This is a genomic window from Agrobacterium sp. DSM 25558 (assembly GCF_900100825.1).
Classification (GTDB): domain Bacteria; phylum Pseudomonadota; class Alphaproteobacteria; order Rhizobiales; family Rhizobiaceae; genus Agrobacterium.
Genome location: NZ_FMUD01000007.1, coordinates 176,189 through 193,386 on the forward strand (window position 1 = coordinate 176,189; position 17,198 = coordinate 193,386).

Genomic DNA, 17,198 nt, shown 5'->3' on the forward strand with positions numbered 1-17,198 from the left:
GGCGGGCAAATCGTGGCGTCGAGTTTGCGGCGGGACCCCTCACCTAGAAAATCTACGACTTAGCTTTCAGCTAAGATCGTGATTTTCTGTCCTCTCCCACAAGGGGAGAGGTAACCCGCGGCGGCGCGGCATCTTTTATCTCTCCCCTTGTGGGAGAGAAAACGATTTCAACATCTTGAGCGAAGCTCAAGTGTTAGAAATCGCAAGTGAGGGGTTCCGCCCCTCGCTCCAACCTCAACCCTGCACCAACACCCCGCGCGCTACATCCACCACCGCCTGCGTCAACGGCTTCAACCTCTCTGCCGCCAGCCGGTTCACCTGCCAGTGCAGCGGAATATCCAGCGGCGTCTCCGCCACCAGCTCCACCAGATCACCCGATGCGAGATGATCTCGCACCAGCATTTCAGGATTCATGCCCCAGCCCATGCCCAGCAGGGCGGCATCGACAAAACTTTGCGTCGAGGGAAGCCAGTGGGTGGGGTGGACCACCGGTGCGCCGAACACCTTTGAGACCCATTGATGTTGCAGCCGGTCTTTCTGGTTGAAGGTCAGCGCCGGTGCCTGCGAGAGCCGCGCTTCGGTCACGCCGCCACCGAAATAGCGGGCCATAAAATCCGGGCTGGCCGTGGCGTGGTAGCGCAGGGAACCGAGCGGCGTGACGCGGCAACCCGGCACCGGTTTCTCCAGGCTGGTGACGGCGGCCAGAACCCGGCCCCTTTGCAGCCAGTCCGCGGTGTGGTCCTGATCGTCCACGGCGATGTTCATCAGATAGTTCGAGCCAGTCGAAAAGCCGGAAATCGCGTTGAGAAACCATGTGCCGAGGCTATCGGCGTTGGTGGCTATATGCAGCGTGACTTTCTCGCCCGGTTGGTTCGGTGCTAGAAGCGCTGGCAGCTGCCCGAACAGCTCGGTTTCCAGCATGCCCACATGCTCCATGTGGCGGCAAACCCATTCGCCTTTTTCGGTCGCGGTACACGGGTTGCCGCGCAGAATGAGCACGGTGCCAAGCCGTTCTTCCAGCTGTTTGACCCGCTGGGAAATTGCCGATGGCGTCACATGCAGGGCGAGCGCCGCCTTTTCAAAGCTGCCAGTTTGCACCACCATGGACACTGCACGAAGCGCTGCATAATCAAGCATGAAATTAGCCTGCCTTAATCCACCTTAGAAACCTTAACTGGATTAACGTGAATGCCACGCCTATGCCAAGCTAGAAACAAGGGCAGGGCTATGGATTTTTCGACCTATATGACGGGCTTGACGATGGGGCTGACGCTGATCGTCGCTATCGGCGCGCAGAACGCCTTCGTGCTGCGACAGGGGCTGCGGGGCGAACATGTGTTTGCCGTGGTGCTCGCCTGTGCTGTGTCGGATGCAATCCTGATCACCGTCGGCATCACCGCCTTTCGCCAGATCGCAGCCGTTCTGCCCGCACTGGAACCGGCCATGCGTTACGCCGGTGCAGCCTTTCTGTTATGGTACGGCGCAAAAAGCCTGCAATCGGCGCTTGGCGCTTCGAATGTTCTCGTCGCCGCATCCGGCACCGTCACTTCGCTCGGTTCGACACTTGCCACCTGCCTTGCGCTGACATGGCTCAACCCGCATGTCTATCTGGACACGGTGGTTCTGCTCGGCACCATCTCCACACAGTTTCCGGGGCCCGAAACCGCGTTCTGGGCCGGTGCCGTCACCTCATCCTTCGTGTTCTTCTTTTCCCTTGGTTACGGCGCGCGCTGGCTGCGCCCCATCTTCGCCAATCCTCAAAGCTGGCGCGTGCTGGAAGGCGTCATCGCGCTCACCATGTGGCTGATTGCCATCAAGCTGTTGACCGGTGGTTGAGCGTTGAATTTCGGTTTGAAATGGAGCGGTGACCGTGCACATTGTCTCTACCAATATTCAGGACATTGAAATGCATTCCCAGCCAAAACCAACTGTGGCCATCCGACCCTGCGAAGAGGGCGATATCGCTGCCATTACCGAGATTTACCGCCACGCGGTGCTGCACGGCACGGCCAGTTTCGAAATCGAGCCGCCATCCGTCGATACTATGATCGAGCGCAGGCGCGCTTTGGTTGCGGGCGGCTTTCCCTATCTGGTGGCAGAGGTCAAAGGCGCGGTTGCAGGCTATGCCTATGCCGGAGCCCACCGCGCCCGCCCGGCCTATGGCGCGACCGTCGAGGATTCCATCTATGTCGATCCTGAGCGCAAGGGCCTCGGTATCGGCAAGGCGCTGCTGTTGGCACTGATCGAAGACGCGACCGCACGCGGCTTTCGGCAGATGGTTGCTGTTGTCGGCGACTCGGACAACGCTGCCTCCGTCGGCGTCCACCGCGCAGCCGGTTTTGAAATGACAGGCACGTTGAAATCCGTTGGCTGGAAGCACGGGCGCTGGCTGGACATCGTGCTGATGCAACGCCCGCTGGGTGAGGCAGACACGACCCCGCGTTTCAAGCCGGAAATCTAGGGCTCACCGCGCCGCAGAACCGGGGATATCGATTTTCACTGCGTCCTGCGGCAACTCTCCGCCGATTTCGACGGTTTTGGTGGTCTTGTCGAAAACGCAGACATGGCTGATATCGGTCGCGGTGCCCTTGGCTTTACCGGTGATGATGGCAAGGCCGTAGCTCTGGCTACCGAAGGGATCGACGACGATCTTCGGGTTCTCGATATTGCCCTCAACCGCGCCAAGGCACCGCGCTTGAACCTCCGCCGAAAACGCCTTCCACGCATCGTCCGAAGATGCGGCGGCTGGCAGGGCGAAAAGGCTTGCGATACAGGCGGTGAGAAACTGTCGTTTCACGGTAATATCCTTCCTGTAGGTTCGCTCAGAAAAGCGAACGGATTTTCTGGAATCGGTACGCCAGCCTTGGCATGAAAAGTGTTTTTCCAAGGGCGGCGGGAAGAATTTTCTCTTTTGCTGGAACATTTTAACATTTAGCAGGTTGCCTCTCATCACGTCCGCTCTTATGGTCCGGGCACAGGTTTCAAGGAGCGGTCCTGCCGCTGCAACAAGGAGTAAACACCATGGCCTTCGAACTTCCCGCACTGCCTTACGATTACGACGCGCTGGCACCTTACATGTCGCGCGAAACGCTCGAGTTTCACCACGACAAGCACCACAAGGCCTATGTCGACAACGGCAACAAGCTTGCTGCCGAAGCTGGTCTTGCGGACCTTTCTCTGGAAGAAGTCGTCAAGAAGTCCTTCGGTACCAATGCCGGCCTGTTCAACAACGCCGCTCAGCACTACAACCACGTCCATTTCTGGAAGTGGCTGAAGAAGGACGGCGGCGGTAACAAGCTGCCGGGCAAGCTGGAGCAGGCATTCGCGTCTGATCTGGGCGGCTACGACAAGTTCAAGGCCGATTTCATCGCCGCCGGCACCACACAGTTCGGCTCCGGCTGGGCATGGGTTTCCGTCAAGGATGGCAAGCTCGAAATCTCCAAGACACCAAACGGTGAAAACCCGCTGGTTCACGGTGCAGAGCCAATCCTCGGCGTCGACGTATGGGAACACTCCTACTACATCGACTACCGCAACCTGCGTCCAAAGTACCTCGAAGCCTTCGTCGATAATCTCATCAACTGGGATTACGTTCTGGAGCGCTACGAAGCTGCTGCCAAGTAAGGTTTAGTACCTTCATTTCGATCGACACCCGGCCTTAGCGCCGGGTGTTTTCGTTTTGTCATATGGCTGTCATCGCCCCGTCCTATGCGGGGGCATCATGACAGAAAAAACAGCACCGCTTTTCTCCTTCGGCATCATCGCCGATCCGCAATATGCCGATGTCGCGCCGCGCCCGGAAATGGGACGTTATTATGCGCAGAGCCCGCAAAAGCTGGATGCGGCGATCGAGGTGTTCAATGCCGAAAATCTGGCTTTCGTCGTCACGCTGGGTGATGTCATCGACCATGGTTGGGAAAACTTCGACACCATTCTCAAATGCTACGAGAACCTCAAGCATCGCAGCATCATGCTGCCGGGAAATCACGATTTCGCTGTTGCACCAGAGCATCTGGCAGGTGTCCATGCGCGTCTTCAAATGCCATCGCCATGGTATGATTTTGCGATTGGGCGCTTCCGTTTCGTGGTGCTTGACGGCAGTGATGTCAGCCTGTTTGCCCCACCTCACAGCGACCCGCGTCGTGAACTGGCTGCGCAGAGGCTGAGTGCATTGAAAGAGGCGGGTGCCATCAATGCTCAAGACTGGAACGGCTCTTTCAGCGACGCGCAGGTGAAATGGCTTGCCGAAACTCTGGATGCAACCGATGCGGCGGGCGAAAACGCCCTCATTTTCTGCCACTATCCGCTTTATCCGGACAACGCTCACAACATGTGGGACGCGCCGCAAACCTTGGCTTTGCTTGGCGCTCACCACAGCGCCAAGACCTGGTTTTGCGGCCACAATCACGTCGGTAATTACGGGCTGCTGGGCCAGACGCATTTCGTGAACGTCAAAGGCATGGTCGATACATTGGACGAAAACACCTTTGCCATTGCCGATATGTTTGAAGATCGCATCGAAATCCGTGGTTTTGGCCGGGAAGAGAGCCGTTCATTGCTTCTTTCAGCCTCGGCAGATCTGCATCAGCCAACTGCGGCGCGGCGATAAAGCAGACCGCCAAAGACGACTTTATATGCCTGATTTCGCTTTAGAAATCACCGGAATGTGACTTCTTTTTGCCATGTGAAACGGGCATCTTCTTTCACGTTCGTTCCCGCATGTCGGGCGGGTGGGACGCTGTTTTGCGACGATGACATGCGAGAACACCAGAATAGAGACCCCTCCGGCGCGCCGGTTTCAGGAGAGAGAAACGATGAAGCTTAGAACCATTGCTGCTTCCATAATGATAGGCTGTCTTTGCGCCGGTGCGGTTTCCGCAGCCGGCGAGGTCGAAAAGCGCGAAGGCTTGATGAAGGGTATCGGCGGTGCCATGGGCGCGCTCGGTGCCATCGCCAAGGGTGAAAAGCCCTACGACGCCGCTGCCGTCAAGACCGCCGTCACCACCATCAGCGCCAACGCCAAGGCTTTCCCGGACCAGTTCCCAGCCGGTTCTGAAGGCGGCGCTGCGTCTCCGGCCATCTGGCAGAACTTTGCAGACTTCAAGGCGAAGTCCGAAAAGCTCGGAACGGATGCCGACACGGTTCTGGCGCAACTGCCGACGGATCAGGCCAGCGTCGGTGCTGCCTTGAAGACACTGGGCGCTGATTGCAGCAGCTGCCATCAGGCTTACCGTCTCAAAAAGTAACATGACAAATGTGGTCCGCCGGTCAAATGGCGGGCCTTTTTCTCGATAGATCGATCAAATGGAGAAGACAATGGCTTCCATCTGGGCAAAGCTGGCGGGTGGTGCTGTTGTTGCCGGTGCCGTCGGGTTCGGCATTTTCATGTGGGTAACTGCGCCACAGCGCCAGCCGCCAAGCCATTGGGCCAATCTGGGTGAACCCAATCTCGCCAATGGTGAAACCCTGTTCTGGGCAGGCGGCTGCGCGAGCTGCCACGCCGCGCCGGATGCCACGGGCGATGCGTTGAAGGTGCTGTCCGGCGGGCAGGCGCTGCCAAGCCCGTTCGGCACCTTCCACATGCCCAACATATCTTCCGATCCTCAGCACGGCATCGGCGCGTGGACCGTGGCGCAATTCGGCGATGCGATGACGCGCGGCGTGGGCAAGGATGGCGAGCATCTCTACCCATCTTTCCCATACAATTCCTATGCGCGAATGACGCCGCAGGATGTCAATGATCTCTTCGCCTATCTGAAAACGCTGCCCGCCAGCATCAATGATGCACCGGGCCACGATCTGCCATTCCCATTCAACATTCGTCTTGCCCTGGGTGGCTGGAAATTCCTGTATTTCGACAAAGGCCAGCCGCGCGTGCAGCTTGCCAATGCCGATGCGGCAGTCCTTCGCGGGCAATATCTGGTGGAAGGCCTTGGCCATTGTGGCGAATGCCACACCCCACGCGACGCACTGGGCGGCTTCCTGAAAAGCCAATGGCTAGCCGGTGGACCGAACCCGGAAGGGGAGGGCCGCATTCCCGATATCCGGCCTGAGTCTCAACCCATCGGTTCGTGGTCGCAGGCTGATATCGCCAATTATCTCGAGACCGGCTTTACACCGGATTTCGATAGCGCCGGTGGCTCCATGGTCAAGGTGCAACAGAACATGGCCCACCTTCCCGCCGAAGATCGCAACGCGATTGCGGCGTACCTCAAGGCATTGCCATCTCCGTGATCAGCCATTGACTCGGATGCGCTTCCGCCGGATAACAGTTGTGTGATGGTCTTTCCGGGTTCGCCCGGAAAGTGAAAAGGGAACACGATAGAAGCCTCATGCTTCGATTCGTGGCTGCCCCCGCAACTGTGAGCGGATAGCCTGAAAACGAAAAGCCACTGGTCTGGCGCATCGACGCGAAATCACCTTCGATTTCGTAAAGTACGATGCGGATACAGAAGGATCGGGAAGGTGTTTTCAAGGTTACGACCCGCGAGCCAGGAGACCTGCCATCACGTGAGTGTCGTCAATACCGGCGGGGTGTCCGGAACAGCACGGTTGGCAGGTCGGTTTGTCCGGCCCTTAAAACCATGTGTCTCTTTTCCCCGTGGTGAATGTTGAATGCGGTCGTGTGGCTATTGATCAGAATAGCGCCCACCCGCACAGGAAGGGATCACCATGTCTATCCAGCAGAATACGGCCACATCAGCCGTATCAATCAAAACATCGAAGATTGCGCAGTCGTTGACAGCCGCCGCACTTGGCCTGTTCATCGTCGGTTTCGTTGGCTTCTCGCATATCGAAGCGGTGCACAATGCCGCCCATGATACGCGCCATGCCAATGCCTTCCCTTGCCATTGAGGGAACAGAGATGCCATTTTTCCGTAATATCGTTTTCACCGCCGTTCTGGTGGGGCTGATTGCCGGTCTCGCCGTCAGCGCCATGCAGGCCATCGGCACCACGCCGCTCATCCTTCAGGCTGAAACCTTTGAAAATGCCGGCGGCGAAGCTGCTCCCGCCCACACCCATGATGCCGCAACACCGGCCGACCATCATCATGATGCCGAAGCCTGGACACCGGCCGATGGTTTCGAGCGCAACGCCTACACCATCGCCGCCAATGTGCTGACCGCCATCGGTTACGCGCTGGTCCTGACGGCACTGATTTCCCTGCGCGGCTCCGAAGCTGGCTGGCGCGAAGGTCTGTTCTGGGGGCTTGCCGGTTTCGCCGCCGTCATGCTGGCACCCATGATCGGTCTGCCACCGGAACTACCGGGAAGCCCGGCGGCGGCTCTCGGTGCGCGTCAAACGTGGTGGATCGCCACGGTGGCCGCAACGGCGGGCGGCATCGCGCTGCTTGCCTTCAGACGCGGTGAGCCATGGGCTGCGGTTCTGGCCATCGTGCTCATTGCGGCACCACACGTCATCGGCGCACCTCTGCCGCCGGAGGGCGAACACGCCTTGGCACCTCTGCCACTGGAGCGCCGGTTCATGGTGCTGGCAACCGTCACCAGCTTCATGTTCTGGATCATTGTCGGAACCTTGAGCGGGCTTTTCCTCAAGCGTTTAGACGTTGCCAAATAAGATGGAAAACGCAGTCGAGTGGAGCGATGAGCTTGACGCACTGCGTTTTTCCGTCCCCGGTCATGGCGCGCCTTGCGCCATGCACCGGCTGGCCTTCAAGGCGCTGTTGCGCCACGAGCCTGATAGGGAAGCGTGCCTCCAGTTTTTCGAGGACAATAGCCAAGCTTTCACGACCGCCGCCGCGACGAAGATCGCGCGTGTCTCGCTTCCTTTCGATCGTAGCCTGCATCTCAACAGCCGCGACATTCGCCAAGCGTTGACCTCAAATACTCCAGGCCAATTTCTCGCACAATCACCATAAAAATGATCGTCAATAAAATCTTATAAGTTGATTCTTGCGTCCAAATTTGCAATTTATGATTGTTATAAGGTTTCTTTGCAAACGGAGTAAAAAGCCGTGACTGTTTCTGGTATAGATATAAAGACTGTGTTGCCAGCGGCCCAATCGCGATCTAGTTATAGAGAAGAAGGTTCCGATTTCGGACAATTTCTGGAGCAGAAGAGCATTCAGGATAGTACCTCAGATATTGAAACAAATAATGCATCCGAGGAAAAGCGGTCTGGCGATGACCCAGGACTATCTGAGGACGTTACGATGTATACGGCTCCCGATGGGACTGTATGGACGCAGTACGATATAGGGAAAATTCTGACTGACCACGATAAAATGGTTCTTGGCTGGCCTGTCTCACCCAATCAGACAGAGCGGGGTATGATGGCGGGCATGGTTGCGATGGATCGAGCCGATGGGACCCTGACAGGTGCGATCTCAAGCGACTATATTCTCGGTAGCAAGGCGAAAGGGATCATTGGTTTGATAGAGCGATGGCCTGCCGGTGTCGTGAGCGGTGCTCATCTGTCTGAGGTCCTTTCACAGCTCTGAAAGCTGGCGAAACGCATCATCACAACCGCGTGCCGCTGCGCTTGCAACGTTTATCGATGCTCCGCCGAAAACGCGGTGATTTCGGCTTCCGCTTCCGGTCCCCAGAGGTCCAGTGCTTTCAACACTTCCGTAGCAAATGTCACCGGCGCGCTGCCGGGTGCGGTAATGATGCCCTTGTCGCTGACGGCCTGTGGCTGGTCGCGATAGTGTTCAGCGCCTTGATAGCTTTCGTATCTGCTGTGTGAATCCACCGAATTGCCTGTATGGGCCACATGGTTCAGCACGCCGGTTCCCGCCAGCGCGCTCGCTGCCGCACAAATGCCGGCGACCACACGGTGCTGGGTGCGAAAGCGGTGCACCAGATCGGTAAAATCCGGTGCCGCACCCTTTTCCCAGATCAGCCCGCCGGGAATGACCAGCGCATGGATCGTCTCCGGGTCGAGTGCATCATAGGCCATGTCAGGCGTGACATTGAGGCCGCCCATCGACGTTACCGGTGCGCCGTCGGGCGAGGCCGTTACGATATCGACGCCCAGATATCCACGTGCCGCCGCAATCAACAATGCGGGTTCCCAATCGGCAAAATCCTCGGTCAGGGCCAGCGCGATACGAGGCATTCTCTTCTCCTGCAATCCACCACATCGAAACACGAAACTGAAACAAGACCATGCGAAACGCTTGAAACCGCACGGTCGGTTCCGTTGTGTCTACCGCGTTAAGCTAACGCCTGCATGAAACGCATGCCGGTCACGGGGCGTGGTATGAAATCCATGTTTTCGTAGAACTTGTGCGCGGCGAAATTGCCGGTGGCTGCGCCGACGGAAAGGAAATCGCAGCCACAACGCTTGGCAACGTCCCGCGCGCGGCCCACAAGATGCTGGCCGGTGCCGTGGCCACGGTGGCCATCCCGCACGAACAAATGGTGCAGTTCCATGCCGCGACGGCCTTCCTGCGCACGATAGAGCGGCACGAGAATGGCGTAACCGATCAGCTCGCCATCGGCCTCGGCCACCAGCGCCGTAATCCACGGCACCTGGCCGAACAAATCACGCTCCAGCTTCTCAGCCGTAATCGCCGCCGCATCGCCATGGTGGGCGGCCAGCAGCGTAATCATCTCGTTGAGTTCAGGCAGATCGGCCTTGCGTGCACCACGAATGGTCACGACGGGCGGTCTCGGCAGGGTCAGAAGGCTGTCTTCGGTCATTATCTCGTCCTTCGGGTTCTGGTTTTGCCGTCAGGACGTTTGAAAACAACAAAGCCGCCTGACGGCGGCTTGTTGACAAAGTGATCTGTCGAGCCGCCCTTAAAGGAAGGCCCAAAAATACGTGCAGGAAATGGGTGCGCGTGCGTTGATCATGGGGATTAGATGCGCTGGAATTGGGATTGTGTCAAGGCCAGATTTCCGCTTTGCGCCAAAAGCAGTCATCGCAGTAAGCCGTCGGCTCCACGGACCGTTCGATATTCATTAATTTGGAAGGTCGTCGCACAGATAGTCGTGTGTTCTGGTGTTTGGATACGCAGCAGAGGAAAGAGAAAGCCACCACTGACGCGATGGTGCCTGCACGAGGCTTAGCGAGAACACCAGAGTTTCGCTCTTCAAAAAGAACGATATTTTCTGCCTTTCATCGAAGAAAGAAATTTGGACCTGCTGAAGGACAAAAGGAGTAGTTTTTTGGCCTGGCATAACGAATTCCGGCCGAAGCCCTCCGGTGGATACTCCGTCTCTGCATTTGCTGGCTGGGTTAATTCTCATTTCGATGGTAGGCGGAACATGCGACTTATTATCTTCATTTTGCTGAATTAATTGACGTGAAGTGATGCTCCGAACGGTGTCGAGAGACGAAAGAAAGTTCGTAAGGCTATCGAGCCGTCGCTAGATCGGGCAGACGTAACTGGTAGATATGTGAGGATTAAAGATGGCCGAAGATGCCGGCGTAATAGCCGTGGACCACACGGGATTCTCGGTCGCCTCGTTGGAGGAGGCGATCCAGTTCTGGACTGAGGCGATGGGTTTCGACCTTGCTCGCCGAGGAGAGATGGGTGGGGAGTTTCTACGGGAGGCTACGGGGGTTGACGACCCCCGTTGCCGAATGGCGCTGGTGACGGCTCCAAATGGCTACCCTATCGAGCTTCTCGAGTATTCGACAGGCCGTACGCTGGGCCAGACACCTCGTAGCGCGGGTGCGATCGGCGCCGCTCATATCGCCTTCACGGTCAAGGATATCCGCATGGCGATCGCGCGGGTTGAGACGGCGGGGTGGGCAGTGAACGGTTCGCCGCAGCCGATACCAGCCGGCCCCCGATGCGGAACAATGGTCGCGTACATCTCCGGCCCGGATGGTATCACCATAGAGCTGATGCAGCCGCCTGCTTAGTGGAGGATTGCTGATACTTTACTCCAGCGGCTGGGGCTCAAGGCTATTCGCATCAGCACCACCTATGCAAACCTGCCGCCTGCAAGCGTATATCGCATCATGAGGACGACAGTCGCCGCATGAACCTGACAGCTTGCACACCCTGGCTTGTCCGCTTTGGGCTGAGAGCCGTCATTCGATTTAGATTGTTATGACGTTCCTACTCGTTGTCACCAGTCCTGCTCTCTCTCTGGCCTCAATGCTCATGCTCACACAGATCATGGTTCGATAACGCCCGAATAACATAGCAATCCTCAATCGAGTGCCCGTCACAATGGGAGACGATGCGCTCTAACTCGTGTTCCAGCTTCTTCAGCTTGGCGATCTTTTCGCGGACGGTTGTGAGGTGATCGGCGGCGATGCGGTCGGCACCAGCGCAGGGCATTTCGCGGTGCTGGCTGAGCGCGATCAGTTCCCGGATGGCATCGATGTTGAGGCCGAGATCGCGGGCGTGGCGCACGAAGGCGAGGCGTTCCAGATCGGCTTTCTCATACCGGCGCTGATTGCCCTCCGACCGTTCCGCCGCACGCAGCAGTCCCATCTGCTCGTAATAGCGAATGGTCGGCACCTTGACGCCGGTGTTTCGGGATAGATCGCCGATGGAATACATGGTCAGGCCTCATAGCTCTAGTTTCTGGAGATGTAGAGCATAAGCTCTTTGGTAGCAAGTATGTGGAGGAGGGGCTTGCGGAGCGTTGTGCAGCAATATACCCTACCCCCCTATACTATATTGAAAGAAAACTATGTCACATACCGTCGAGAACAAGGACAAGCTTCTGGCGCGTATCCGCCGCCTGAAAGGGCAGATGGAAGCGGTGGAGCGGGCGTTGGAGGGTGGCAAGCCTTGTGGGGAGGTGCTGCAATTGCTGGCTTCCGTGCGCGGCGCGCTGTCCGGGCTGACGGGTGAGGTGATGCAGGACCATCTGCATGAGCATGTATTGCATGCGGAAAATGATGAAGAGCGTGCCCGTGCCACGGAAGAGCTGGCGCAGGTTTTGAAAACATACATTCGGTAAAGGTGCGCCATGACAGCGACGACAGAGCATAACCACGGCCACGGCACCCATAGCCACGTTTTTCTGGGGCAGGATCATGAGCGCAATGAACGCCGTGTCTGGACGGTGATTGCGCTGACGGCGGCGATGATGGTGGCGGAAATTGCAGCCGGAAGCTGGTTTGGCTCCATGGCACTGACAGCTGATGGCTGGCATATGGCCACCCATGCCGGCGCAATGCTGATTTCGGCGCTGGCCTATCTTTACGCCCGCAAACAGGCAAAGAACGCGCGCTTTACCTTCGGCACTGGAAAATTCGGTGATCTGGCCGGTTTTGCCAGTGCTGTCGTGCTGGGTGTGGCGGCCATCATGATTGCCTGGGAAAGCACGTTGCGCTTCTTTTCTCCGGTGCAGATCGATTTCAATCAGGCCATTGCAGTGGCGATGATCGGTCTGGTCGTCAACATTATCAGCGCATGGTTGTTGAAAGACGACCATCATCACGGACACGACCACGGGCACTCCCATGGTAGCCATGCCCACCACGGTGAGCACGCGCACCATGGTGAGCATGCCCATCATGGCAGCCATGGTGGCAAGGACAATAATCTGCGCTCCGCCTATCTGCACGTCGTGGCCGATGCGCTGACATCCGTTCTCGCCATCGTCGCTCTGCTGTTGGGAAAATGGAACGGCTGGACCTTCCTCGATCCGGCCATGGGCATCGTCGGCGGCATCGTCATTGCGCGCTGGTCTTGGGGTCTGCTGCGCTCTACCGGTGCCGTGCTTGTGGACGCTGTTCCGCAGGGTGATGTTCTGTCTGGCAAAATCCGCCGTGCAGTCGAGACCGAAGAGGAATGGATCACTGATCTTCACGTCTGGCAGGTGGGGCCGGGGCATCACGCTGCCATCGTCGCGATACAGTCGCCGTCGCCGCAGGCTCCAGCCTTTTATCGGCGCAAGCTGGCTGCAATCCATGAGCTTTCACACATCACGGTCGAAATCGACGCCGCGAACCCAGCTTGAGCATGATGTGAAGAAGGGATTGTTTTGGAAATATAGAGCCGCCATTGCGCGGCTTTTTTCTGAAAATTAATCAGTTATCAATCATAAATATGTTTGGTAGGCGCATCTTCAGACGTCGGGAATCGGCCGATGTCAGTGTTCTGTATAGGCCTGTCGAAGCCATGCTGCTTCCAGCTGCGTGGTGGTTCCAGCGATGCTTTGCGTCGCAGAGCTTTCGTCGGCAGCGTCGTTGCTGACAGTCCACAGGACATTGGCGAGCGATGTGGATTGCAGAGCGTTGACAAAGGAAATCTTGCCGCCGCTCAGCATTGTTTCCTGCTGCTCAGGGGTCACGGTTTCCGTCTGCCGCTTTTCGATATGCTGAGATCTGCTGTGCTGCGCAGAGCCTCCGATATTATTATCGATATTCATAGCAAGCCCTTTCTCTGACCCGTTAATGAAGTATTAACGGCCGAAGCTTGCGCGAAGCTTGCGTCATCGTGTTTGATGCGCGTTCTTCGCTTGACAGCATGGGAAGTGCTGCTTCGTTTTTGCATTTTAGGGGCTTGCAAAAACTCAAAAACGCGAGGAAATGCCGATTCTCTGACGTGAAGTGCCCTCCGCAACATCAAGTCGCGAAGGGCAGGCCTAGAATCAGGCGATCTTTTTTTCCGGCTCTGCCGTGTCAGGCACCGGTGCTTGCGGTTCTTCCGCGTCATGAACGGCTGGCGTTACCATTGCAGCCACCAGCGATTCGATGCCGATGCTGCCCACGGCCTTGCCATCCTCGTCCACCACATGGGCGGTGGTCTCGTTGGCATCCGTCATGTCGCGGGCGATGGTTTCTAAGGTGGCCGTTTCCAGCACCGACATGCTTTCCGGCGCACTCATGACTGGCTCCATGACGGTGGTTGCCTGCAACACGCGGCCACGGTTCACGTCGCGCACGAAGTCGCTGACATATTCATTGGCCGGATGCTGGATGATGCTTTGGCCATCACCCTGCTGCACCATCTCGCCGTCTTTCAGGATTGCAATATGGTCGCCCAGCCGCAGCGCCTCGTCCAGATCATGGGTGATGAAGACGACGGTCTTCTGCAACTCCTGTTGCAGGTCGAGCAGCATGGTCTGCATGTCCACACGGATGAGAGGGTCGAGTGCGGAATAGGCTTCGTCCATCAACAGAATGTCGGCATCGTTGGTCAGCGCACGGGCGAGGCCCACACGCTGCTGCATGCCACCGGAGAGTTGGTTGGGGTAATAATCCTCGTAACCGTCGAGGCCGACCCGGTTCAGCCAGTAACGACCTTTCTCGATGCTGTCCTTGCGCGCCACGCCCTGGATATCCAGACCATAAACGCTGTTTTCCAAAACGGTGCGGTGCGGCAGGAGGCCGAATTTCTGGAACACCATGGCGGTCTTGTGGCGGCGGAAATCGCGAAGGGCAGATGTGCCCATCGAGCAGATGTCGGTACCATCATAGAGCACTTCACCCGCGCTCGGCTCGATCAGCCGGTTAATATGGCGGATGAGCGTCGACTTGCCGGAGCCGGACAGCCCCATGACCACGGTGATCTTGCCGCCGGGCATGGTGATGTTGATGTTGTTGAGACCCAGAACGTGATTGTGCTTGTCGTTCAACTCGGTCTTGCTCAACCCGTTTTTAACGGCCTCGAGATGTTTCTCAGGGTGCTTGCCGAAAATCTTGTAGAGATTCCGGATTTCAATGTCCTTAGCCATGTTGCACCTCGCGATATTTCTGCAAACGCTTGCCGAAGGCCTGGCTGGCACGGTCGAACATGATGGCGATAGCCACCAGCGCAAAGCCGTTCAGAAAGCCGATTGTGAAGAACTGGTTGTTGATGGCCTGAAGCACGTTCTTGCCCAACCCCCCGACGCCGACCATGGAAGCGACGACGACCATCGCCAGCGACATCATGATGGTCTGGTTGATGCCGGTCATGATGGTGGGCATGGCCAGCGGCAATTGCACGTTCAGCAGCTTCTGGGTGTTGGAAGAGCCGAAAGCGTCTGCTGCCTCCAGCGTTTCCCGGTCCACCATTCGGATGCCCAGATTGGTCAGGCGGATCATCGGCGGAATGGCGTAGATGACGACCGCAATCAGGCCGGGCACCTTGCCGATGCCGAAAATGACGACGACGGGGATGAGATAAACGAAGCTCGGCATCGTCTGCATGACGTCGAGCGTGGGGTTGATGAAGCGCTGCAAGCGTTCAGAGCGTGCCATGAGAATGCCAAGCGGCAGACCGATGATGACGGCGATCAGCGTCGCGATCGCCACGATCGACAACGTCGTCATCGCATCGCGCCACAGACCGACAGCACCAATCAGACACAGCGAAACTGCGGTGCCGAGCGTGATGCGGAAGCTGCGCCCGGCCAGATGCACCAAGGCCAGCAGACCGAGAAAGATAATGATCCACGGCGTCTGGATGAAGAAGCGTTCGGATGCGTTGAGAAACAGTTGCAACGGATGCACCACGGTATCGATGATGTCGCCGTAGCTGCGAACGATATCGCGAAACCCGTCATCGATGGTTTTGCGTGCCACGCGCATGGTGCTGTTGCCAATGGCCGGAAACTTGCACAGCATATCCGGCAGGAGATTACAGAGGGCCATTATTGTTTTTTTCCCTTGTTGTGATGGAGAGATCTGTGGGTGTGGCTCCCCCCCTCTGTCCTGCCGGACATCTCCCCCACAAGGAGGGAGATCAGCAGGGCGCACGAACCCGCTTCACTCTCAACATTAGAGATGGCCGAGAGCTAACCACGAGTCGATCTCCCGACCTGTGGGGGAGATGCCCGGCAGGGCAGAGGGGGGTAGGCCACAAGTGCCGAGGCTGCGATAAAACCGCAGCCCCAACACACACCCATCAGATCGAAGCCTTGATCTTCTCAGCCACTTCCGGCGAAACCCACTTCGTCCAGATGTCCTCGTGGTTTTCCAAGAAGTATGCCGCACCGTCTTCATTGGTGCCCTGGTTTTTGTCCATCCAGGCCAGAGCTTCGGCAACCGTGTCGTTGCCCCACTGGCGCTTCTTGACGTATTCGATGGAAGGACCGGCCTTTTCGGCAAACTCCTTGGTCACGACCGTAAACACTTCGGCGACCGGGTAAGCGTTGGGCTTGGGGTCGGCGCAGTCGGCTTTGGCGATGCAATTGTCGTAAGCTTCGCGGTCCAGTTCAACGCCGTCGTCCAGCTTGACCATATCGTATTTGCCGAGGATGGCGGTTGGTGCCCAATAGTAACCGAGCCAGCCCTGCTTCTTCTCATAGGCGTTGGAGATGGAGCCATCGAGGCCAGCACCGGAGCCGGTGTCAACCAGCGTAAAGCCCTTGTCGGAGGCTTTGCGCGCCTTGAAAAGATTGGCCGTGGTTGGCTGGCAACCCCAACCGGGAGGGCAGCCGAAGACGGCACCCTTGCTGGCATCTTCCGGTGCCGGGAACAGTTCGGGATGCTTGAGCGCATCTTCCACCGTCTTGATATCAGGGTGCGCGTCGGCCAGATATTTCGGAATCCACCATCCCTCAACGCCACCATCGTTCAGGATTTTGACCTCCTGAATGAGGTTGCCCTTCTTGACGGCTTCCTCGTAAGGCGCGCCCAGCGTGTTCACCCACATTTCGGGTGCCATATCGGGTTGGCCTTTTTCATTCATGGAGGTGAATGTCGGTGTGGTGTCGCCGGTCACGACATCGATCGTGCAATCATAGCCGTTTTCCATGATGAACTTGTCGACGTAAGCCGCGACACCGGCAGAGGCCCAGTTCATTTCAGCGATGGAGATGTTGCCGCAGGTCTCAGCGGCGTTGGCGGTGCTTGCGCCAGCGGCGGCAAGTGTGAAGCCCGTGACAAGAATGGTCGAGGCGAGGAGTTTCTTCATTGTAAGACCCCCAAGTCTAATGCAGTGTTTATGTGAGGCATACCGGGGCACTGCAAAGCCCGGCCTGCCAAAAGCGCCGGCGCGACATCAATGATATCGGCTGCCAGAACGCAGAGCTAAAGCCATGGAGCATGAATTTCGCCAGAGTGCAGCGAAAGCCCCATGTTGAATGACACGCGCGGAAAGACGAACGAGATGTCGTCAAAGGAAAGCCGCTCAACAGCGACGAAGAAAGCCGCGGTCACAGCGGCGGAAAAGCGCATAAATATGTCAACGGTTTCTATAATACGGCGAGAAGATGATATTGCAACGCGAAATGCCGCATTGCAGCCATGCATGAGGCTGCGGAACTATTTTTGAGGATGGGTAATACTCGTTACCCAAGAGATTATACTGACGAAGCTTAGAGTTTAATTG

Annotated in this window: 22 protein-coding genes, 1 pseudogene and 1 riboswitch; of the genes and pseudogenes, 14 read left to right on the forward strand and 9 right to left on the reverse strand. The window is 57.4% G+C overall.

Features of this window, described 5'->3' with window-relative positions; all coding sequences use genetic code 11:
* Positions 1 to 234 precede the first annotated feature (234 nt).
* Positions 235 to 1,137: a LysR family transcriptional regulator ArgP gene (locus DSM25558_RS08695; protein WP_077103785.1), complete on the reverse strand. Its 903-nt coding sequence runs from the start codon at positions 1,135 to 1,137 to the stop codon at positions 235 to 237.
* Between the two features lie 90 nt (positions 1,138 to 1,227).
* Between DSM25558_RS08695 and DSM25558_RS08700 the strand changes: the two genes are divergently transcribed.
* Both DSM25558_RS08700 and DSM25558_RS08705 read left to right on the forward strand, forming a co-directional pair.
* Positions 1,228 to 1,836 (forward strand): LysE/ArgO family amino acid transporter, encoded by a 609-nt coding sequence (locus DSM25558_RS08700; RefSeq protein ID WP_077103787.1) that lies wholly within the window; start codon positions 1,228 to 1,230, stop codon positions 1,834 to 1,836.
* A gap of 70 nt (positions 1,837 to 1,906) precedes the next feature.
* Positions 1,907 to 2,461, forward strand: coding sequence for a GNAT family N-acetyltransferase (locus DSM25558_RS08705; protein WP_077103870.1), 555 nt, complete (start codon positions 1,907 to 1,909; stop codon positions 2,459 to 2,461).
* A gap of 3 nt (positions 2,462 to 2,464) precedes the next feature.
* Here the strand turns inward: DSM25558_RS08705 and DSM25558_RS08710 are convergent, their stop codons facing one another.
* Positions 2,465 to 2,797: a hypothetical protein gene (locus DSM25558_RS08710; RefSeq protein WP_200800734.1), complete on the reverse strand. Its 333-nt coding sequence runs from the start codon at positions 2,795 to 2,797 to the stop codon at positions 2,465 to 2,467.
* A gap of 224 nt (positions 2,798 to 3,021) precedes the next feature.
* On the opposite strand from DSM25558_RS08710, the gene DSM25558_RS08715 reads away from it, so the two are divergent.
* The 8 genes from DSM25558_RS08715 (at position 3,022) to DSM25558_RS08750 (ending at position 8,462) form a co-directional block, all read left to right on the forward strand.
* Positions 3,022 to 3,624: a superoxide dismutase gene (locus tag DSM25558_RS08715; protein ID WP_077103789.1), complete on the forward strand. Its 603-nt coding sequence runs from the start codon at positions 3,022 to 3,024 to the stop codon at positions 3,622 to 3,624.
* Between the two features lie 97 nt (positions 3,625 to 3,721).
* Positions 3,722 to 4,609, forward strand: a complete 888-nt coding sequence (locus DSM25558_RS08720) for a metallophosphoesterase (protein WP_077103791.1) — start codon at positions 3,722 to 3,724, stop codon at positions 4,607 to 4,609.
* Positions 4,610 to 4,814: 205 nt separating this feature from the next.
* A complete protein-coding gene (locus DSM25558_RS08725; protein WP_077103793.1) occupies positions 4,815 to 5,246 on the forward strand; it encodes a c-type cytochrome in 432 nt (143 codons plus the stop codon).
* A 70-nt stretch (positions 5,247 to 5,316) separates the two neighbouring features.
* Entirely contained in the window at positions 5,317 to 6,234 is a 918-nt protein-coding gene (locus DSM25558_RS08730; RefSeq protein WP_077103795.1) for a cytochrome c, read from the forward strand.
* A gap of 29 nt (positions 6,235 to 6,263) precedes the next feature.
* A riboswitch (cobalamin riboswitch) is annotated at positions 6,264 to 6,523 on the forward strand.
* A gap of 149 nt (positions 6,524 to 6,672) precedes the next feature.
* Positions 6,673 to 6,855, forward strand: a complete 183-nt coding sequence (locus DSM25558_RS08735) for a CbtB domain-containing protein (RefSeq protein ID WP_077103796.1) — start codon at positions 6,673 to 6,675, stop codon at positions 6,853 to 6,855.
* A 10-nt stretch (positions 6,856 to 6,865) separates the two neighbouring features.
* Positions 6,866 to 7,579 carry a CbtA family protein gene (locus DSM25558_RS08740; protein WP_077103798.1) on the forward strand — a complete coding sequence of 238 codons (714 nt, stop codon included), beginning with the start codon at positions 6,866 to 6,868 and terminating at the stop codon, positions 7,577 to 7,579.
* A gap of 1 nt (position 7,580) precedes the next feature.
* The gene (locus tag DSM25558_RS08745) at positions 7,581 to 7,880 is read left to right on the forward strand and encodes a hypothetical protein (protein ID WP_077103800.1); all 300 of its coding nucleotides are present in this window, start codon (positions 7,581 to 7,583) and stop codon (positions 7,878 to 7,880) included.
* 96 nt (positions 7,881 to 7,976) lie between these two features.
* Positions 7,977 to 8,462 (forward strand): hypothetical protein, encoded by a 486-nt coding sequence (locus tag DSM25558_RS08750; RefSeq protein ID WP_077103802.1) that lies wholly within the window; start codon positions 7,977 to 7,979, stop codon positions 8,460 to 8,462.
* A gap of 50 nt (positions 8,463 to 8,512) precedes the next feature.
* Here DSM25558_RS08750 and DSM25558_RS08755 read toward each other — a convergent pair whose 3' ends face one another.
* The gene (locus tag DSM25558_RS08755; protein ID WP_077103804.1) at positions 8,513 to 9,079 is read right to left on the reverse strand and encodes a type 1 glutamine amidotransferase family protein; all 567 of its coding nucleotides are present in this window, start codon (positions 9,077 to 9,079) and stop codon (positions 8,513 to 8,515) included.
* A 98-nt stretch (positions 9,080 to 9,177) separates the two neighbouring features.
* Positions 9,178 to 9,666 (reverse strand): GNAT family N-acetyltransferase, encoded by a 489-nt coding sequence (locus DSM25558_RS08760; protein ID WP_077103806.1) that lies wholly within the window; start codon positions 9,664 to 9,666, stop codon positions 9,178 to 9,180.
* Positions 9,667 to 10,405: 739 nt separating this feature from the next.
* Here DSM25558_RS08760 and DSM25558_RS08765 point away from each other — a divergent pair.
* Both DSM25558_RS08765 and DSM25558_RS29240 read left to right on the forward strand, forming a co-directional pair.
* Positions 10,406 to 10,837, forward strand: coding sequence for a VOC family protein (locus DSM25558_RS08765; RefSeq protein WP_244554142.1), 432 nt, complete (start codon positions 10,406 to 10,408; stop codon positions 10,835 to 10,837).
* Between the two features lie 18 nt (positions 10,838 to 10,855).
* A pseudogene (locus DSM25558_RS29240) lies at positions 10,856 to 10,960 on the forward strand (phospholipid methyltransferase); the annotation flags it as partial.
* 112 nt (positions 10,961 to 11,072) lie between these two features.
* Here the strand turns inward: DSM25558_RS29240 and DSM25558_RS08770 are convergent.
* The gene (locus DSM25558_RS08770; protein ID WP_077103809.1) at positions 11,073 to 11,486 is read right to left on the reverse strand and encodes a MerR family transcriptional regulator; all 414 of its coding nucleotides are present in this window, start codon (positions 11,484 to 11,486) and stop codon (positions 11,073 to 11,075) included.
* 133 nt (positions 11,487 to 11,619) lie between these two features.
* Between DSM25558_RS08770 and dmeR the strand changes: the two genes are divergently transcribed.
* Together dmeR and dmeF are read left to right on the forward strand one after the other, a co-directional pair.
* Complete coding sequence (dmeR, locus tag DSM25558_RS08775; protein ID WP_077103812.1) at positions 11,620 to 11,892, forward strand: Ni(II)/Co(II)-sensing transcriptional repressor DmeR; 273 nt, start codon at positions 11,620 to 11,622, stop codon at positions 11,890 to 11,892.
* A 9-nt stretch (positions 11,893 to 11,901) separates the two neighbouring features.
* Entirely contained in the window at positions 11,902 to 12,897 is a 996-nt protein-coding gene (gene dmeF, locus DSM25558_RS08780; RefSeq protein WP_077103814.1) for a CDF family Co(II)/Ni(II) efflux transporter DmeF, read from the forward strand.
* Between the two features lie 132 nt (positions 12,898 to 13,029).
* Here dmeF and DSM25558_RS08785 read toward each other — a convergent pair whose 3' ends face one another.
* The 4 genes from DSM25558_RS08785 to DSM25558_RS08805 all read right to left on the reverse strand — a co-directional run bounded on the left by DSM25558_RS08785 (position 13,030) and on the right by DSM25558_RS08805 (position 16,781).
* Positions 13,030 to 13,308 (reverse strand): hypothetical protein, encoded by a 279-nt coding sequence (locus tag DSM25558_RS08785; RefSeq protein ID WP_077103816.1) that lies wholly within the window; start codon positions 13,306 to 13,308, stop codon positions 13,030 to 13,032.
* A 222-nt stretch (positions 13,309 to 13,530) separates the two neighbouring features.
* Positions 13,531 to 14,616 (reverse strand): quaternary amine ABC transporter ATP-binding protein, encoded by a 1,086-nt coding sequence (locus DSM25558_RS08790; RefSeq protein ID WP_077103818.1) that lies wholly within the window; start codon positions 14,614 to 14,616, stop codon positions 13,531 to 13,533.
* Positions 14,609 to 15,517 (reverse strand): ABC transporter permease, encoded by a 909-nt coding sequence (locus DSM25558_RS08795; protein ID WP_077103820.1) that lies wholly within the window; start codon positions 15,515 to 15,517, stop codon positions 14,609 to 14,611. The genes DSM25558_RS08790 and DSM25558_RS08795 overlap by 8 nt, the downstream gene beginning before the upstream one ends.
* Before the next feature lie 253 nt (positions 15,518 to 15,770).
* Positions 15,771 to 16,781, reverse strand: a complete 1,011-nt coding sequence (locus DSM25558_RS08805) for an ABC transporter substrate-binding protein (protein WP_077103822.1) — start codon at positions 16,779 to 16,781, stop codon at positions 15,771 to 15,773.
* Positions 16,782 to 17,198: the final 417 nt, after the last annotated feature.